This window comes from Arthrobacter sp. TE12231 (assembly GCF_054062895.1).
This window is the reverse complement of sequence record NZ_JBSSFS010000001.1, coordinates 684971-700443: the sequence shown is the minus strand read 5'-3', so window position 1 is coordinate 700443 and position 15473 is coordinate 684971. Positions and strand designations below refer to the sequence as shown.

The following is a 15473-nucleotide window of genomic DNA, read 5'->3' as shown; positions in this document are numbered from 1 at the left end:
CTGTGGCAGATGAGGGATTCGAACCCCCGTAGGCGTTGCCAGCTGATTTACAGTCAGCCCCCTTTGGCCGCTCGGGTAATCTGCCGAACTTCAAAAGAAGATCACTCGCGGTTCCTCGTCCCGGAACGTCTGTTTCCAGTCCGTTCCGCTTCCAGAACCCGCGGGCAAGACAACTTTACAGAACTTCCGCCGAAGAATCGAATCGGCGACTTGGCGAGCCAAAAAGCCCGGAAATTCAGGCGTCTCCGAGAATGCGTCCGGCCAGCCGGGCCTCGAAACGCGCCGCCTGCTCCGCAGTGACCTGGTTCAGCTGAACGGCGCGGGCCAGATCGGCGTGGACGCCGTCCAGGCGGGCCGAGGCATCCGCGGCCGGGCTCAGAATAATGGAGGCCGCCAGCGCGGCGGCGGCAACGGACGTCGCCGTCGCAGCCAGGGTGCTGGCAGCGGCGGCGGTGGTGCGGGTGACGTAGCGGACGGCTTTGTGGTGCATGCTCTTTGCCTTTCAGCGTCGGTTCCAACCCTTGCAACTCTGCTCAGCCCGGCTTCGTTCCCGCAATGAGTTAGCTATGAGCGGACTGTGAAACGTAGCCCCGGGCAGCAGGCCTCCGGATCGGGGGTATCCGTATTAGGCTGGAATGCAGACATCCCGGCCTTTCACCAGGCACCCGGCAACCATCAGGAGGACAGTCATGGCAGGCGAATCCACGTTCGACGTCGTCAGCAAGGTAGACAAGCAGGAAGTCGCCAACGCGCTGAACCAGGCGCAGAAGGAAATCGCCCAGCGCTACGACTTCAAGGGCGTCGGCGCCGAAGTCGATTTCAGCGGCGAGAAGATCCTCATGAAGGCCAACTCCGAGGAGCGGGTGCTGGCAGTGCTCGACGTGCTGCAGTCAAAGCTCATCCGCCGCGGCATCTCGCTGAAGTCCCTCGACACGGGCGAGCCCTACGCCTCCGGCAAGGAATTCCGGCTCGAGGCCTCCATCAAGGAGGGCATTGCCCAGGACCTCGCCAAGAAGATCAACAAGCTGATCCGCGACGAGGCCCCCAAGTCCGTCAAGTCGCAGATCCAGGGCGACGAGCTCCGGGTGACGTCCAAGTCCCGCGACGATCTCCAGGAAACCATGAACCTGTTGAAGGGCTTCGATGAGGCTGACCTGCAGTTTGTGAACTTCCGCAGCTAGCGGTCCCTCCCCGGCGCAATTTTCCTCAGGACGCGCAAAAGAGCTGGCGATGCCGGAACTCCGGTGTCGCCAGCTCTTTTGCGTGTCGCGAACGTATCCGCGCGTCGCCAGACCGCAGCTAGCGTCAGCTGAGCGGGCGGCCGGCCATCCGTTCGAGCCGGTCGATCCGCTCCGCCATCGGCGGGTGGGTGGAGAACATCTTGGCCACGCCTGCGCCGCGGAACGGGTTGGCGATCATCATGTGCGAGGCGTTCACCAGCTTCTGGTCCTGCGGCAACGGCGCCAGTTGCACGCCCTGTTCGATCTTACGCAGGGCCGAGGCGAGCGCCAGCGGATCGCCGGTCAGCGACGATCCGTCCTCGTCGGCGTCGTACTCACGCGTTCGGGAGATGGCCATCTGGATCAGGGAGGCAGCGAACGGGGCGAGCAATGCCATGGCGATCGCGGCAAACGGGTTCGCGTTGCGACGGTCCCCGCCGCCGAACAGCAGCATCATCTGCGCCACCGACGTGATGACGCCGGCGACGGCGGCGGCCACCGACGCCGTCAGGATGTCCCGGTTGTAGACATGCATCAGTTCATGGCCCAGGACGCCGCGCAGTTCGCGGGCGTCCAGCAGCCTCATGATGCCCTCGGTGCAGCAGACGGCGGCGTTCTGCGGGTTCCGGCCGGTGGCGAAGGCATTCGGCGCCATGGTGGGCGAGACGTAGATGCGCGGCATCGGCTGGTTGGCCCGGCCGGACAGCTCCCGGACGATCTGGTAGAGCTGGGGCGCCTCGGCCTCCGTGACGGGATACGCCTGCATGGCACGAATGGCCAGCTTGTCGCTGTTCCAGTACCCATAGGCCGTGGTCCCGATGCCGACCAGGGCCATGATCCAGATCGGCGCGGCACTGCGCGTCCCGGCCGCGATGAAAGCTCCCAGACCCAACAGCACCGCCCACAGGACCCCGAAAAGGGCCGCGGTCTTCAGTCCGTTGTGATGCTGATGCACTGGTCCTCCTGATGACCCGTATTTCACTGACCTGCAGTTCACAGACCTACCAAGGAAAACGAACCGCTACGGCACCGGGTTCCGCGCGTCGTAGCGCAGGAATCCCGACTGCAGGTGGGCCACCGTCCAGGCCACGGCAATGCATAGCGCGCCGCCGAGCAGCAGGACCCATCCCTCGTTCCACAGTTTAGTCGCGCCGCCGGCCAGCATGTCCCCGATCCGGGGTCCACCGGCCACCACCACCACGAACACACCCTGCAGCCGTCCGCGCAGGTGGTCCGGTGTGGAGGCCTGCAGGATGGTGGTGCGGAAGACGGCGCTGACGGAATCCGCGATGCCGGCGAGCGCGCAGCACAAGGCGGCGGGCAGCAGCCACACCGTCACGCCGCCGCTGCCGGTATGCCCCGCGAGGAGAACCACCAGGCCGAACGCCGCGATGGAAGCACCCCAGCCCATCACGGACCACACGACGGCGGCACCCTGCCGGCGAACCCGGCCCAGCGGCCCCGAGAACAGGCCGGACAGGAACGCCCCCACGGCCATGGCGGCCAGCAGGATCCCTACCGTTGCGTCACCGCCGCCGATCATCAGGGCGCCGATGGCAGGCAACAGCGCTCGCGGCTGGGCAAAGATCATGGCCACGAGGTCGATCACGAACGTCATGCGAAGGTTGGGCCGGGTGCCAAGGAAGCGGAAGCCCTCCACCACGGAACGCAGCCCGGCCGGCCTGGCATGCTTCCCGGGCGGCATGGGCGGCAGATTCAGGAGCGCCCAGAACGCAAAGGCGAAGCTGACGACGTCGATTGTGTATGTCCAGCCGAAACCGATCCAGGCCACGAGCACGCCGGCCAGGAGCGGCCCGGCGGTCATGGTCAGGCCAAAGCTCATCATGCTCAGGGCGTTGGCGGCCGGGAGCAGCTCCTTGCGGACCAGGGCCGGGATGATGGCGCTGCGGGCCGGCTGGTTGATGGCCTGAGCACCGCTTTGCACCGCCACGAGGACGTACAGCAGCCACACGTTGCCCAGCTGCAGCCACGCCTGCAGGGCCAGGGCGAGGGTGGTCAGCCAGAGGACGGAGGAGGCCAGGAGGGCGACCGTGCGGCGGTCGTGGGCGTCGGCGACCGAGCCGCCCAGCAGTCCCCCAAACATCAGCGGAACGAGGGCGAAGATGCTCAGCAGCCCCACGTACAGGCTGTCCTGGGTCAGCCGGTACACCTCCAGGCTGACGGCCACCACGGTCAGCTGGCTGCCCAGGGCCGACACGGAGGACCCCAGCCACAGGCGGCGGAAGGCCGGACTTTCGCGCAACGGCGTCATGTCCGCCAGAAATTTCCCCACCGGGCAACTCTAGCGGCGGCCCGGGGCGGCTTGTGACGCGGACGGACGTAGTTAGCCGTGCCTTATTGTGAGGCAGTCATAATAAGTGCTTGAATGGGACCATGACGGATTCCACGGGCAGCCACGACGCATGGGCGGCCGCCCTGCGTGCCCACGGCCGTCGGGTGACCAAGCAGCGCCTGGCCGTGCTGGCCGCCGTCGAACATCACCCGCATTCGCCGGCGGAGGCGATCCTTGCCGCCGCACGGCAGGAACTGCCGGACCTGACCGCCCAGTCCGTCTATGTGGTCCTGGGCGACCTCACCGATCTGCACATGCTGCGCCGGTTCGAACCCCCGCACTCCCCCGCGCTGTACGAAACCAGGGTGGGCGACAACCACCACCACGCCGTCTGCATCAGTTGCGGCCGGGTGGAGGACGTCGAATGCGCCGTGGGCCACGCGCCCTGCCTCACCCCGCACTGGGACGCGAACGCCAAGCCGATGACCATCCAGATCGCGGACGTGCTGTACCAGGGCATCTGCCAGGACTGCCAGCGCACCCAACAACTTCCCTCCGAACGAAACTAACAAACCCAACCAAAGGAGAATGATGACTGAGAACATCTCTGTGCCCGCCGTGTCCACGACACAGTCCGGCGCTCCCGTCACTTCCGACGCCCACTCCAAGTCCGTCGGGGCCGACGGTGCGATCATCCTGACCGATCACTACCTGATCGAGAAGCTCGCGCAGTTCAACCGCGAGCGCGTCCCGGAGCGTGTTGTCCACGCCAAGGGCGGCGGCGCCTTCGGTACCTTCAAGACCTCCGAAGACGTCTCGAAGTACACCAAGGCCGCCCTGTTCCAGCCCGGCACCGAGACGGACATGCTCATCCGTTTCTCCTCCGTCGCCGGCGAGGCAGGCTCCCCCGACACCTGGCGCGACCCCCGCGGGTTCGCCGTGAAGTTCTACACCACCGAGGGCAACTACGACCTCGTCGGCAACAACACTCCGGTGTTCTTCATCCGCGACGGCATCAAGTTCCCGGACTTCATCCACTCGCAGAAGCGCCTCCCGGGCACCCACCTGCGCGACGCCGACATGCAGTGGGACTTCTGGACCCTCTCCCCCGAGTCCGCCCACCAGGTCACGTGGCTCATGGGCGACCGCGGCCTCCCGGCTTCCTGGCGTGAAATGCAGGGCTACGGCTCGCACACCTACCAGTGGATCAACGCCGAAGGCGAGCGCTTCTGGGTCAAGTACCACTTCAAGTCCAACCAGGGCGTCAAGTCCATGACCGGCGACGAAGCCGAGGCCTTGGCCGGTGCTGATGGCGACTTCTACATCCGGGACCTCCAGGAGAACATTGCCGCCGGCAACTTCCCCTCCTGGGACCTGCACGTCCAGGTCATGCCGTACGAGGACGCCAAGACGTACCGCTTCAACCCGTTCGACCTCACCAAGGTGTGGCCGCACTCGGACTACCCGCTGATCAAGGTCGGCACCATGGAGCTGAACAAGAACCCGGAGAACTACTTCGCGCAGATCGAGCAGGCCACCTTTGCGCCGTCGAACTTCGTCCCGGGCATCGCCGCTTCCCCTGACAAGATGCTGCAGGCCCGCATCTTCTCCTACGCGGACGCACACCGCTACCGCGTCGGCACCAACCACGCCCAGATCCCGGTGAACCAGCCCAAGAACCAGGTCAACAACTACAGCCAGGACGGCGCGGGACGTTACCACTTCAACGCCCCGTCTGTTCCGGTCTACGCACCGAACTCCGTCGGTGGCCCCGCTGCCGTGGAGCCCGCGGTTGCAGGCGGCGGCTGGGAGAACGACGGCGAACTGACCCTCTCCGCGCACACCCTGCATGCGGAGGACAGCGACTTCGGCCAGGCCGGCACGCTGTACCGCGAGGTGTTCAACGACGGCGAGAAGGCCCGCCTGCTGGACACCGTCACGGGTGCCGTCGGCGGCGTCAAGAACGCCGACATCAAGGAACGCGCCATCCAGTACTGGACCAACGTCGACGCCGAGTTCGGCGCCAAGCTGCGCGCCAACCTGGGTGCCGGCCAGGTTGAGTCCGACGCCGAGGCCGCCAACAAGGTCTAATCAGCAAGGCCCGTTTGTGACCGGCTGAGCCCATGAACGCCCCGCCACGGAAATCCTCCGGAGATCCGTGGCGGGGCGTTTTGCCGTTTTCCACATAGGTGCTCGCGGCCCTCGCCACGAGACGCGGCAGATCCCTAGGATTTAGCCATGACCGCATTTGCAGGCATTCCGGATGACGCCTTCCGGTTCTATTCCGAGCTTGAACAGAACAACAACCGGGACTGGTGGCTGGAGCACAAGCCGGTCTACGATGCCGCGGTGAAGGGGCCGTTGACCGAGCTGCTCGCCGAGCTGGAACCCCGGTTCGGCCCGGCGAAACTCTTCCGACCCAACCGGGATGTCCGCTTCTCGCCGGACAAGTCGCCCTACAAGACGGCGCAGGGAGCGTTCGCAGCGCTGGCGGAAGGCGTGGGTTTCTACGTCCAGCTCAGTGCCGACGGCCTCCTCATCGGCGGCGGCTGCCACACCCACACCCCGGCCCAGCTGGCACGCTATCGCGGTGCCGTGGACGACCCCGCCAGCGGAGAGACTCTGCAGGAAATCGTGCGCCACGTCGAGGCCGCAGGGTTCGCCGTGGAAGGCGAAAGCCTGAAGACCGTGCCGCGGGGCTTCGACAAGGACCACCCCAGGGCCGAGCTGCTCAAACACAAGTCCCTCACGGCCGGCGAGAACGTGGGGCAGCCCGCTTGGCTTGCCGGGCCCGGGGCCGCGGCGGAAGTGGCCCGGCGCTGGGAGGAGCTCCGTCCCCTGGTGGAGTGGGTCGGCCGTTACGCGGCTCCCTGACCTGGACCCCGGTCTTCAGCGTCAGATGTGCTGGCCGTCGGTGGCGAGCCGCCGGTCGAGGTTGTTGAAGAAGACCAGCATCATCAGCTCGAAGGCCTCGGTGGCTTCCTCGGGCTGGTTGTTGACGACAAAGTCGAACTGCAGCCCATAGAACGCGGCGGTGAAGAGACGTGCGTCGGTGTCGGCGAACTCTGGCCGGATCCCCTGGATGACGAGCCAGTCCCGGGACTTCTCGTGCAGCATGCGGAAGTGCTCCTGGGCTGTGCCGCGCGGCACAGCCGCCACCACGTCCTGCGCCGTCGCCTCAAATTCCAGCCGGGCCAGGTGCCGGTTGCGCTGCGCCATGGTCCACTGCCAGGACTCCAGGAGGAAGGCCCGCCAGGCATCCCTGTCGATGTCCCGGACGTCGGTGGCACGGATGCTGTCCAGCCGGGATTCGATGCCGCGGATGATCTCGTTGATCAGCTGTTCACGGTGGCCGAAGTGGTACACCAGAACGTAGCTGCTGACACCCAGCCCGTCGGCGAGGCTTCGAAACGTCAGCTCCGCCAGCGTCTTGTCCATGAGGTAGTCGAGAATCGCCGACAACAGTTCTGATTTGCGTTCCGGTCTTGCTGGGCGGGCCATGTCTCCATCTTAGGGAGGCGGGGTCCTCCGCGCCCGCCGGCTGTACCCTCCCGAACCGGACGGTCCAACGCCGAAGTCGCCGGAGCCTTGCCAATTCGCCGGAAGTTGTCGGCGAATTCGCAGGTCTCCGGCGACTTCGATTTGTCGGGACCGGCATTTCCCGATCAGGAGCGGGTGAGCGCGTCTTCCTCGTTTGCCGGGGCGGCGGTGACGGCGTCGTCCTTGGCAGGGCCATTCACGGAGGCCCGGGCCGCCGCGAACTTTTCGTTTAGGCGGGAGTGGCGCTGGCCGTAGGCGAAGTAGATCGCGATGCCAATCACGAGCCAGATCGCGAAGAAGATCCAGGTTTCCACGGCGAGGTTCGTCATGAGGTAGAGGCACAGCACGGCCGAGACAACCGGGAGCACCTTACCGAACGGGACGCGGAAGCTCGGCTTCAGGTCCGGGCGCTTCTTGCGCAGGACCAGGATGCCCAGGCTCACCATCACGAAGGCGGAGAGCGTGCCGATGTTGATCATTTCCTCGAGCAGGTCCACGTTGGTCAAGCCGGCGACGATAGCCACGGCGGCGCCGCAGATGATCTGGAGGCGGGCCGGCGTCGCCCGGATGGTGCTGGTTTTGGACAGGGATCGCGGCAGCAGGCCGTCGCGGCTCATGGCCAGGACCACGCGGGACAGGCCCATGAGGAGCACCATGATGACGGTGGTGAGGCCCACGAGGGAGCCGAAGGCGATGACTTTGGCGGCGTCGGTGTTGCCGACGGCCTCGAAAGCGGTGGTAAGGGTCGGGTTCTTGGCCTCGGCGAGCTTGGTGTAGGACACCATGCCGGTCAGGGCCAGGGACACCAGGATGTAGAGCACTGTGACGATCGCAAGGCCGCCGAAGATGCCGCGCGGCAGCGTTTTCTGCGGGTTCTTGACCTCTTCGGCGGAGGTGGCGACGACGTCGAAGCCGATGAAGGCGAAGAAGACCAGGGCGGCGCCGGCGAAGATGCCGAGTGTGCCGTACTGGGCAGGGGCCGCACCGGTGAGGAAGCCGAAGAAGGACTGTTTGAGGACGTCGGCGGTTCCGGTGCCGCCGGTCGGCTCGGAGGCCGGCACGAACGGAGCGTAGTTCTCGAACTTCACGTAGGTGAAGCCGACCACGATCACGAAGAGCACCACCGCGATCTTGATGAGCGTGAAGATGTTGCCGACGCGGGCGGAGAGCTTGGTCCCGAGGACCAGCAGCACAGTGAAGATGGCAACGATCAGGAAGGCACCCCAGTAGAGGTCAACGCCGCCCAGGGAGATCGACGGCGGAACGTCGACTCCCATGAGCGCAAAGACCTTGCTGAGGTAGATGCCCCAGTACTTCGCGATCACGGCACCGGCTGTGAAGAGTTCCAGGATCAGGTTCCAGCCGATAATCCACGCGAGGATTTCCCCCATGGTCGCGTAGGTGAAGACGTAGGCGGAGCCCGCCACCGGGATGGCCGTGGCAAACTCGGCGTAGCACATGATGGCGAGCGCGCACGTGACCGCGGCGATCGCGAAGGAAATAGTCACGGCCGGGCCGGCGAAATTCGCGGCAGCCTTGGCGCCAACCGAGAAGATCCCGGCGCCGACGGCGACCGCGACCCCCATGATCATGAGGTCCCACGTGCTGAGCGAGCGCTTCAACTTGCGTCCGGGCTCATCGGCGTCGGACATGGACTGCTCGATGGATTTGGTCCGGAAAAGGTTCATAGGAAAGTCCGCAATCTCGATAACTGGTTTGGAAACAGACCTATCTAGTGTAGTGTCCATCCACTGGACGGCCCGATTTGTCCCACATAGTGAGACGCAGATGTGGGCCGTGCCGACGTTGCCGGCACGGCCCACATCTCTCGCAGAGAGCTCTACGCTCCGCCGTTCCGGCTCAGACCGGCCATTTTTCCATCAGCGCCGAGCGGATCAGGAACCGTTTGCCTTCCGGCGCCTCCACCGAGAAACCGCTCCCCCGGCCGGGGACGACGTCGACCGTCAGGTGCGTGTGGCTCCAGTAGTTGAACTGCTCCCGCGACATCCAGAATTCCACCGGCTGGGGCTGGATTCCGTCCGAAATATCGAACAGGCCAAGCAACACGTCCGAGTCCCCTGTGATGAACTCCCCGGCCGGGTAGCACATAGGCGAGGAACCGTCGCAGCAGCCGCCGGACTGATGGAACATCAGCGGGCCGTGCTGCACCCACAGCTTGCGCAACAGGCCCACAGCCTCCGGGGTGAGCGCCACGCGGGAGAAGTCCTCCCCCGGGCGGGTCACGGCGGCGTCGAGCTTGGTCTCCGGCATCAGCGTCCTTCTTTCATCAGAACCTCAGCACCACACGGCCGTCGATCTTGGCGTGCTTCATCTCATCAAGAACGGCGTTCACTTCGGAAAGCGCCCTCGTGGACACCGTGGGGTGGATCTTGCCCTGGGCGTAGAAGTCGAGGGCCTCCTCAAGGTCCTGCCGCGTGCCCACGATGGAGCCCCGGACCGTCAGCCCCTTGAGCACAATCTCAAAGATCGGCGCCGGGAAGTCGCCCGGCGGCAGCCCGTTGAACACGATCGTTCCGCCGCGCCGGGCCATCCCAATGGCCTGCCCGAAGGCTGACGGGTGCACTGCCGTGACCAGGACTCCATGGCATCCTCCGGTTTCGCGCTGGATAACTTCGGCGGGATCCTCGTGCAGGGCATTGACCGTCAGCTCTGCACCGTGCTTCTTGGCCAGGGCGAGCTTGTCGTCGGCGATGTCCACCGCCGCGACCCGCAGCCCCATGGCCACAGCGTATTGGACAGCGATGTGGCCGAGTCCGCCGATCCCGGAGATGGTGACCCACTGGCCGGGCTTGGCCTCGGTCATCTTCAGGCCCTTGTAGACGGTGACGCCCGCGCAGAGCACCGGAGCCACTTCCACCGGATCTGAGCCGGCGGGGATTCGGGCAGCGAAGCGGCTGTCCACCAGCATGTACTCGCCGAAGGAGCCGTCCACGCTGTAGCCGGCGTTCTTCTGGGCCTCGCAGAGCGTTTCCCAGCCCGTCCGGCAGAACTGGCAGTCGCCGCAGGCGGACCAGAGCCATGCGTTGCCCACCAGGTCTCCGACGGCCAGGTCAGTGACGCCTTCGCCCAGGGCCACGACTTCGCCCACGCCTTCGTGGCCGGGAATGAACGGCGGGGTCGGCTTCACCGGCCAGTCGCCTTCGGCCGCATGAAGGTCCGTGTGGCAGACGCCGGTGGTGATGACCTTGACCAGCGCCTCACCGCGGCCCGGGGAGGGAATGGGGAGGTCCTGGATCTGGAGGTCTTTGCCGAATTCAGTTACTACAGCTGCTTGCATTGTCGTCGTCATTGGCGAAATCCTTGCGTAGTTTTGGGGCCTAGATATGGGGCGTAGCTTTAGGGCGTATTCAGGGTTTGGTGTACTCCGTGGGGTGGTGGGTGGTACGTCCCGCCCGGGGGTGGCCAGACATGGTGCGGGCGGGGCGGATCACGTCCGATCCGCCCCGCCCGGGTCAGTGCGGCTTAGAAGAAGCCGAGCTTGTTCTCGTTGTAGCTGACCAGGAGGTTCTTGGTCTGCTGGTAGTGGTCCAGCATCATGGAGTGGTTCTCGCGTCCGATGCCGGAGGACTTGTACCCGCCGAACGCGGCACCGGCCGGGTAGGCGTGGTAGTTGTTGACCCACACGCGGCCGGCCTGAATCTCGCGGCCTGCACGGTAGGCAACGTTGCCGTTGCGGGACCAGACGCCGGCACCGAGGCCGTAGAGGGTGTCGTTGGCGATCCCCATGGCGTCGTTGTAATCGCTGAAGCGCGTCACGGACACCACCGGGCCGAAGATCTCCTCCTGGAAGATCCGCATCTTGTTGTGGCCCTCGAAGATGGTCGGCTGGACGTAGTAGCCGCCGGCCAGGTCCCCGGTGAGCTCGGCGCGGGCGCCGCCGGTGAGGGCCTTGGCGCCTTCCTGTTTTCCGATGTCGATGTAGGACAGGATCTTCTCGAGCTGGTCATTGGAGGCCTGGGCGCCGAGCTGCGTCTCGGTATCCAGCGGGTTGCCCTGGATGATCTTCTGCGTGCGGGCCAGCGCATCGGCCATGAAGGAATCGTAGATGCCTTCCTGGACCAGTGCGCGGGACGGGCAGGTGCAGACCTCGCCCTGGTTGAAGGCGAAGAGCGTGAAGCCTTCAAGGGCCTTGTCGTAGAAGGCGTCGTTGGTGTCGGCGACGTCGTTGAAGAAGATGTTGGGGCTCTTGCCGCCGAGTTCCAGCGTGACCGGGATCAGGTTCTGGGAGGCGTACTGGCTGATCAGCCGGCCGGTGGTGGTTTCGCCGGTGAAGGCGATCTTGCGGATCCGGGGGCTGGAGGCCAGGGGCTTGCCGGCTTCGACGCCGAACCCGTTGACCACGTTGATGACGCCGGCCGGCAGGAGGTCGCTGATCAGTTCCATCAGCACCAGGATGGAGGACGGGGTCTGCTCGGCCGGCTTCAGGACGACGGCGTTGCCGGCGGCGAGGGCCGGGGCGAGCTTCCAGACGGCCATGAGGATCGGGAAGTTCCAGGGAATGATCTGGCCGACGACGCCGAGGGGCTCGTGATAGTGGTAGGCGGTGGTGTCGTCGTCGAGCTGGGACAGCCGGCCCTCCTGGGCGCGGACGGCCGAGGCGAAGTAGCGGAAGTGGTCGGCGGCGAGCGGAATGTCCGCGTTGAGGGTTTCGCGGATCGGCTTGCCGTTATCCCAGGATTCGGCGACGGCGAGCATCTCGGTGTTCGCGTCGATCCGGTCCGCGATCTTGTTCAGGATCGCGGCGCGCTCGGCCACGGAGGTCTTGCCCCAGGACGGCGCAACCTTGTGCGCGGCGTCCAGCGCCAGCTCAATGTCCTCGGCGGTGCCGCGGGCCACCTCACAGAAAGCCTTGCCTGTCACGGGGGTAATGTTCTCGAAGTACTGGCCCTTGACCGGGGCAACCCACTCGCCGCCGATCCAGTTCTCGTAGCGGTCCTTGAAGGTGACCTTCGAGCCCTCGGTACCGGGCTGGGCGTAAACAGTCATTGCTAGCTCCTTTGCTGTGCAAGAGAGGGGGCAGCAAGGCGCTGCCGGCCCCCGTTGCCCTCAGCCTAGGGGCGCGAAGGTTGCAGTCAGGTTGCAACGATGTGAGCCCGGTCACGGTCCGGTGCCCCGGGCCGTGACGTTTCAGGCGCTCAGTTCCCGGTCCAGCCGTTCCAGATCGGCGACGACGGCGGCACGCTTGGGCGAGCGCGGTGCCAGCAGCTTCAGCGCGGCGGTCCGGACGTCGACGTCGTCCTTTGCCTCGGGCAGTTCGGCGTACTTCAGCAGTGACTCGGCACTGCCGTCCGTCAGCAGGGCCTCGCGCATCAGCGCGGAAACCCTGGCCCGCAGCTCCACGATGCCGGGCGCCTCCGAGCGCGGCAGTACGGCGCCGCGGTAGATTTCCAGCGCTATCCGGTGAGCGCCGCGTTGCAGGCAGCTCAGCACCTGTCCGGAGTCCGGCACGAGGTCGACCGGCAAGCGGTACGGGCGTGACGCCGGGACGGCTTCGGGATTGAGCTGCTGCAAGACTTTGCGCAGCCGTACCATCTCCGCGCGCAGCGTCATGGTGGAGGCCTCCCCGGGGTACAGGAGGGCGCACAGCTCCTCGGCGTTCAGCCCTTCGGGGTGGGTGCTGAGCAGGGCGAGGATCTCACTGTGCCGGGCGGACAGGGACACGGTGCGGCCGTCAATGCTGAGCAGGGCCTGATCGCGGCCAAGCAGCTGGAGGCTGTTCCGGTACAGGCTGCCAGCGGCCGATGCCCCGGCCGTTTTCGGCGCGGCCGGGCTTCTCCTCCGGGAGGGCGAGGACTGGCGTGCGGCGGCCAGCTGGAGCCGTTCCACCCGCAGATGCGCCTGGGCAGCGGCGACCGTCGCCTCGACAAGGGACAGGGTATGCGGGGCCACGGCCGACTCCGTGCCGGTGATGTCCACAACCCCCAGCAGTGCGCCGGAATCCGGGTCGTGGAACGGCACGGCCGTGCAGCTCCAGGGATGCACCGAACGCTTATAGTGCTCCGCGCCGGAGATCTGGATGCCCCGGCCCAGGGCCAGCGCGGTGCCCGGGGCGCTGGTGCCCACCGTCGCCTCGGACCAGTCAGCCCCGGGGACGAACATCATGCCTTCGGCCCGGCGCTGCAGGGCGGCGTCGCCTTCGACCCACAGCAGCCGGCCGACCTCGTCCCCCACGGCCACCAGCATCCCGCTGTCGTGGCTTGGCAGGACCAAAAGCTTATGGATCACAGGCATGATGGCGGCCAAGGGGTGCTGGCGGCGGTATTCCTCAAGTTCTTCGCGGTCCATGGCCAGAGGGGCCTCGGGGTTGTCCGGGTTGGCGTGCAGTTCCGCCGAACGCCGCCACGACTCCTGGATCAGGCTACTGAGCCCGGGCAGGTGCAGGTCCTCCGGAAAGACGCGACCCCGGGAATCCAGTTCCTCGTGCCCGGCACTGGCATGCTTCTGCCGCAGCGCTGCGGTGACCCCGCCTGCTGGCGGTAGCAGCGCTGCCGGATGGACCAGATTCCTCATTGAACTCCCACCGGACGGGCTCGACGGCGTGCCGGAGGCCGCCTCGTCCGGCCCAGTCTAGTTCCGTGCGGGGAGTTTGGAAATGCACCGCCTTGCACCACCTGTGGGCCCGGGCGGGCTCAGGCGCCGGCTCCCGGCGGCAGGACGTAGCTCTTGATCTCGCCCACGTGCTGGATCTCGGGGCGTGGCAGCCCGGCGGCCGCTATCAGCTCTTGGAATTCCCTGCCGCCGCTGAAACGGTCAAAGACCTCCCGGCTCGGGCACGTGTCCAGAACGGCGATGCCGTCCTCCGTCTGCACGCACAGATGCAGCTCCAACTGGCCGGCGGGCAGGAGGGCCAGCAAGCGGTCGTGGCCTGCGAGAAGGTCCGCCGGGTCGCCGCGGAAGCTGTACATTCCCAGATACATGGTGCCCAGATACATGGCGGGTCTCCTTCACGTGGATTGCTTGAGTGCAGGCCGTCGCCCGGCCCAGGGGCTGGCCTGCTCCAGCTGGGCGGCCAGCCGGAAGAGGGTCGCTTCGGCGCCGAAGCCGGCGAGGAAGGACATCCCGACGGGAAGCCCGGCGGAATCGGTGCCCAGCGGCACGGACATGGCCGGGTTGCCTGTGATGTTGGCGTATTCGCCGTCGAACATCAGGAAGCGGCCGGCCTCCCGTTCCCCGCGGACGGGGTCCTCCGCCGTCGCCGTCAGCGTGCCGAGCGGCAGCGGCGGCCAGCCGACTGTCGGCGTCAGCCACAGATCGTAGGTCTGGAAGAAGCCTGCAACCCGGCGGCTGAAGCGTTGCAACTCCTCAACGCCCTGCAGGTAATCCCCGGCGCTGACCTTCCGGCCGCGCCCGAACAGGACCTCGGTATACGGTTCCACCTCCCCCGGTTCGGGCCCCCGGCCCAGCCGCCGAGTCCAGTAGCCCTCGATCCAGGCGGTTGCGGCGGCGTATACGGCCCGGATGGCGTGGTGCCCCGCCCGGTCCAGGGGTTCGGGGTGCGCTTCCTGGACGTCGTGGCCCAGGTCGCTCAGCAAGCGCACGGCGGCGTCGAAGGCCCGCAGGTAGTCAGGATGGACAGTCTGGCCGCGATTGGGAGTGGCCGTGGCCGCGATCCTGAGCTGTCCCGGCGGTGTCACGGCCTCGGCTGCATAGGGGCGTGGCCGTGGCGGCGCCAGGTGGGGGTCCCCGGGCGCCGGACCGGCCACGGCGTCCAGCAGCGCCGCGGCGTCGCGGACTGTGCGGGTCAGGGCGAATTCGGCGGCGAGGCCGCCGACGACATCGCCGTATTCCGGGCCTAGCGGCACCCGTCCCCGGGTCGGTTTCAGGCCGACCAGCCCGCACCACGCCGCGGGATACCGGAGCGACCCGCCGAGGTCGTTGCCATGGGCCATCGGGACGATCCCGGCGGCGACGGCGGCCGCCGACCCGCCGCTGGATCCGCTCGTGGAGCGGGACAGGTCCCAGGGGTTGCGGGTTGCCCCGTGCAGGACCGGTTCGCAGTGCGGGCTCAGTCCGAACTCGCACGTATTGGTTTTGCCGATGATGGCCAGTCCCGTCTGGCGGAAGCGCCGCGCGAGTTCCTGGCTGTGGCCGGAGACGTTTCCGGCGAGCCAGCGTGAGCCTTCGGAGAACGGCGTCCCGGCGATTTCCAGCGCGAGGTCCTTGACCAGGAACGGCACCCCGGCAAACGGAAGGTCGTCGGTGGGGGTGCTGCCGTTTGCCGGGGTGGCGTCGGGGGTGTCGGTGTCCAGCCCGGCGATCACGGCATTCACCACCGGGTTGAGTTCCCTGATGCGGGCCCGTGCCTCGGCGAGGAGTTCGGCGGCACTGACCTGGCCGGAGCGGACCAGGTCGGCCTGCTCCGTGGCATCCATCCACCGGAGTTGTTCGTCCACGGCACC

The 15473-nt window shown here is 66.7% G+C and carries 15 protein-coding genes and 1 tRNA gene; 4 read left to right on the top strand and 12 right to left on the bottom strand.

From position 1 onward, the window contains the following. Positions 1–3: 3 nt before the first annotated feature. Both ACVWYS_RS03145 and ACVWYS_RS03140 read right to left on the bottom strand, forming a co-directional pair. Positions 4–85 (bottom strand) — tRNA-Tyr (locus ACVWYS_RS03145). 150 nt (positions 86–235) lie between these two features. Further along, positions 236–490 (bottom strand): hypothetical protein, encoded by a 255-nt coding sequence (locus ACVWYS_RS03140; RefSeq protein WP_344361945.1) that lies wholly within the window; start codon positions 488–490, stop codon positions 236–238. A 199-nt stretch (positions 491–689) separates the two neighbouring features. On the opposite strand from ACVWYS_RS03140, the gene ACVWYS_RS03135 reads away from it, so the two are divergent. Continuing rightward, complete coding sequence (locus tag ACVWYS_RS03135) at positions 690–1181, top strand: YajQ family cyclic di-GMP-binding protein (protein ID WP_018773569.1); 492 nt, start codon at positions 690–692, stop codon at positions 1179–1181. A gap of 124 nt (positions 1182–1305) precedes the next feature. Here the strand turns inward: ACVWYS_RS03135 and htpX are convergent, their stop codons facing one another. Together htpX and ACVWYS_RS03125 are read right to left on the bottom strand one after the other, a co-directional pair. After that, positions 1306–2175 carry a zinc metalloprotease HtpX gene (gene htpX / locus ACVWYS_RS03130; protein ID WP_091255984.1) on the bottom strand — a complete coding sequence of 290 codons (870 nt, stop codon included), beginning with the start codon at positions 2173–2175 and terminating at the stop codon, positions 1306–1308. Between the two features lie 66 nt (positions 2176–2241). Next, a complete protein-coding gene (locus ACVWYS_RS03125; protein WP_456508392.1) occupies positions 2242–3513 on the bottom strand; it encodes an MFS transporter in 1272 nt (423 codons plus the stop codon). A 101-nt stretch (positions 3514–3614) separates the two neighbouring features. Between ACVWYS_RS03125 and ACVWYS_RS03120 the strand changes: the two genes are divergently transcribed. The 3 genes from ACVWYS_RS03120 to ACVWYS_RS03110 all read left to right on the top strand — a co-directional run bounded on the left by ACVWYS_RS03120 (position 3615) and on the right by ACVWYS_RS03110 (position 6387). After that, positions 3615–4082, top strand: a complete 468-nt coding sequence (locus ACVWYS_RS03120) for a Fur family transcriptional regulator (RefSeq protein ID WP_344361937.1) — start codon at positions 3615–3617, stop codon at positions 4080–4082. A gap of 40 nt (positions 4083–4122) precedes the next feature. Beyond that, positions 4123–5604, top strand: coding sequence for a catalase (locus ACVWYS_RS03115; protein WP_456509122.1), 1482 nt, complete (start codon positions 4123–4125; stop codon positions 5602–5604). A gap of 147 nt (positions 5605–5751) precedes the next feature. Beyond that, on the top strand, positions 5752–6387 hold the full coding sequence (locus ACVWYS_RS03110) for a DUF2461 domain-containing protein (RefSeq protein ID WP_456508391.1): 636 nt from the start codon (positions 5752–5754) through the stop codon (positions 6385–6387). A gap of 21 nt (positions 6388–6408) precedes the next feature. On the opposite strand, the gene ACVWYS_RS03105 is transcribed toward ACVWYS_RS03110, so the two are convergent. The 8 genes from ACVWYS_RS03105 to ACVWYS_RS03070 form a co-directional block, all read right to left on the bottom strand. After that, complete coding sequence (locus ACVWYS_RS03105) at positions 6409–7014, bottom strand: TetR/AcrR family transcriptional regulator (RefSeq protein WP_091251315.1); 606 nt, start codon at positions 7012–7014, stop codon at positions 6409–6411. Between the two features lie 164 nt (positions 7015–7178). Next, complete coding sequence (locus tag ACVWYS_RS03100) at positions 7179–8741, bottom strand: amino acid permease (protein WP_456508390.1); 1563 nt, start codon at positions 8739–8741, stop codon at positions 7179–7181. Between the two features lie 172 nt (positions 8742–8913). Then, on the bottom strand, positions 8914–9324 hold the full coding sequence (locus tag ACVWYS_RS03095; RefSeq protein WP_456509338.1) for a DUF779 domain-containing protein: 411 nt from the start codon (positions 9322–9324) through the stop codon (positions 8914–8916). 16 nt (positions 9325–9340) lie between these two features. Further along, entirely contained in the window at positions 9341–10363 is a 1023-nt protein-coding gene (adhP, locus tag ACVWYS_RS03090; protein ID WP_175460442.1) for an alcohol dehydrogenase AdhP, read from the bottom strand. A gap of 173 nt (positions 10364–10536) precedes the next feature. After that, positions 10537–12060, bottom strand: coding sequence for an acetaldehyde dehydrogenase ExaC (exaC, locus tag ACVWYS_RS03085; RefSeq protein ID WP_116765187.1), 1524 nt, complete (start codon positions 12058–12060; stop codon positions 10537–10539). Positions 12061–12201: 141 nt separating this feature from the next. Beyond that, positions 12202–13584 carry a GAF domain-containing protein gene (locus ACVWYS_RS03080; protein WP_456509337.1) on the bottom strand — a complete coding sequence of 461 codons (1383 nt, stop codon included), beginning with the start codon at positions 13582–13584 and terminating at the stop codon, positions 12202–12204. A 119-nt stretch (positions 13585–13703) separates the two neighbouring features. After that, a complete protein-coding gene (locus tag ACVWYS_RS03075) occupies positions 13704–14006 on the bottom strand; it encodes a hypothetical protein (RefSeq protein ID WP_456509336.1) in 303 nt (100 codons plus the stop codon). 12 nt (positions 14007–14018) lie between these two features. Continuing rightward, positions 14019–15467 carry an amidase gene (locus ACVWYS_RS03070; protein WP_456509335.1) on the bottom strand — a complete coding sequence of 483 codons (1449 nt, stop codon included), beginning with the start codon at positions 15465–15467 and terminating at the stop codon, positions 14019–14021. Positions 15468–15473 lie beyond the last annotated feature (6 nt).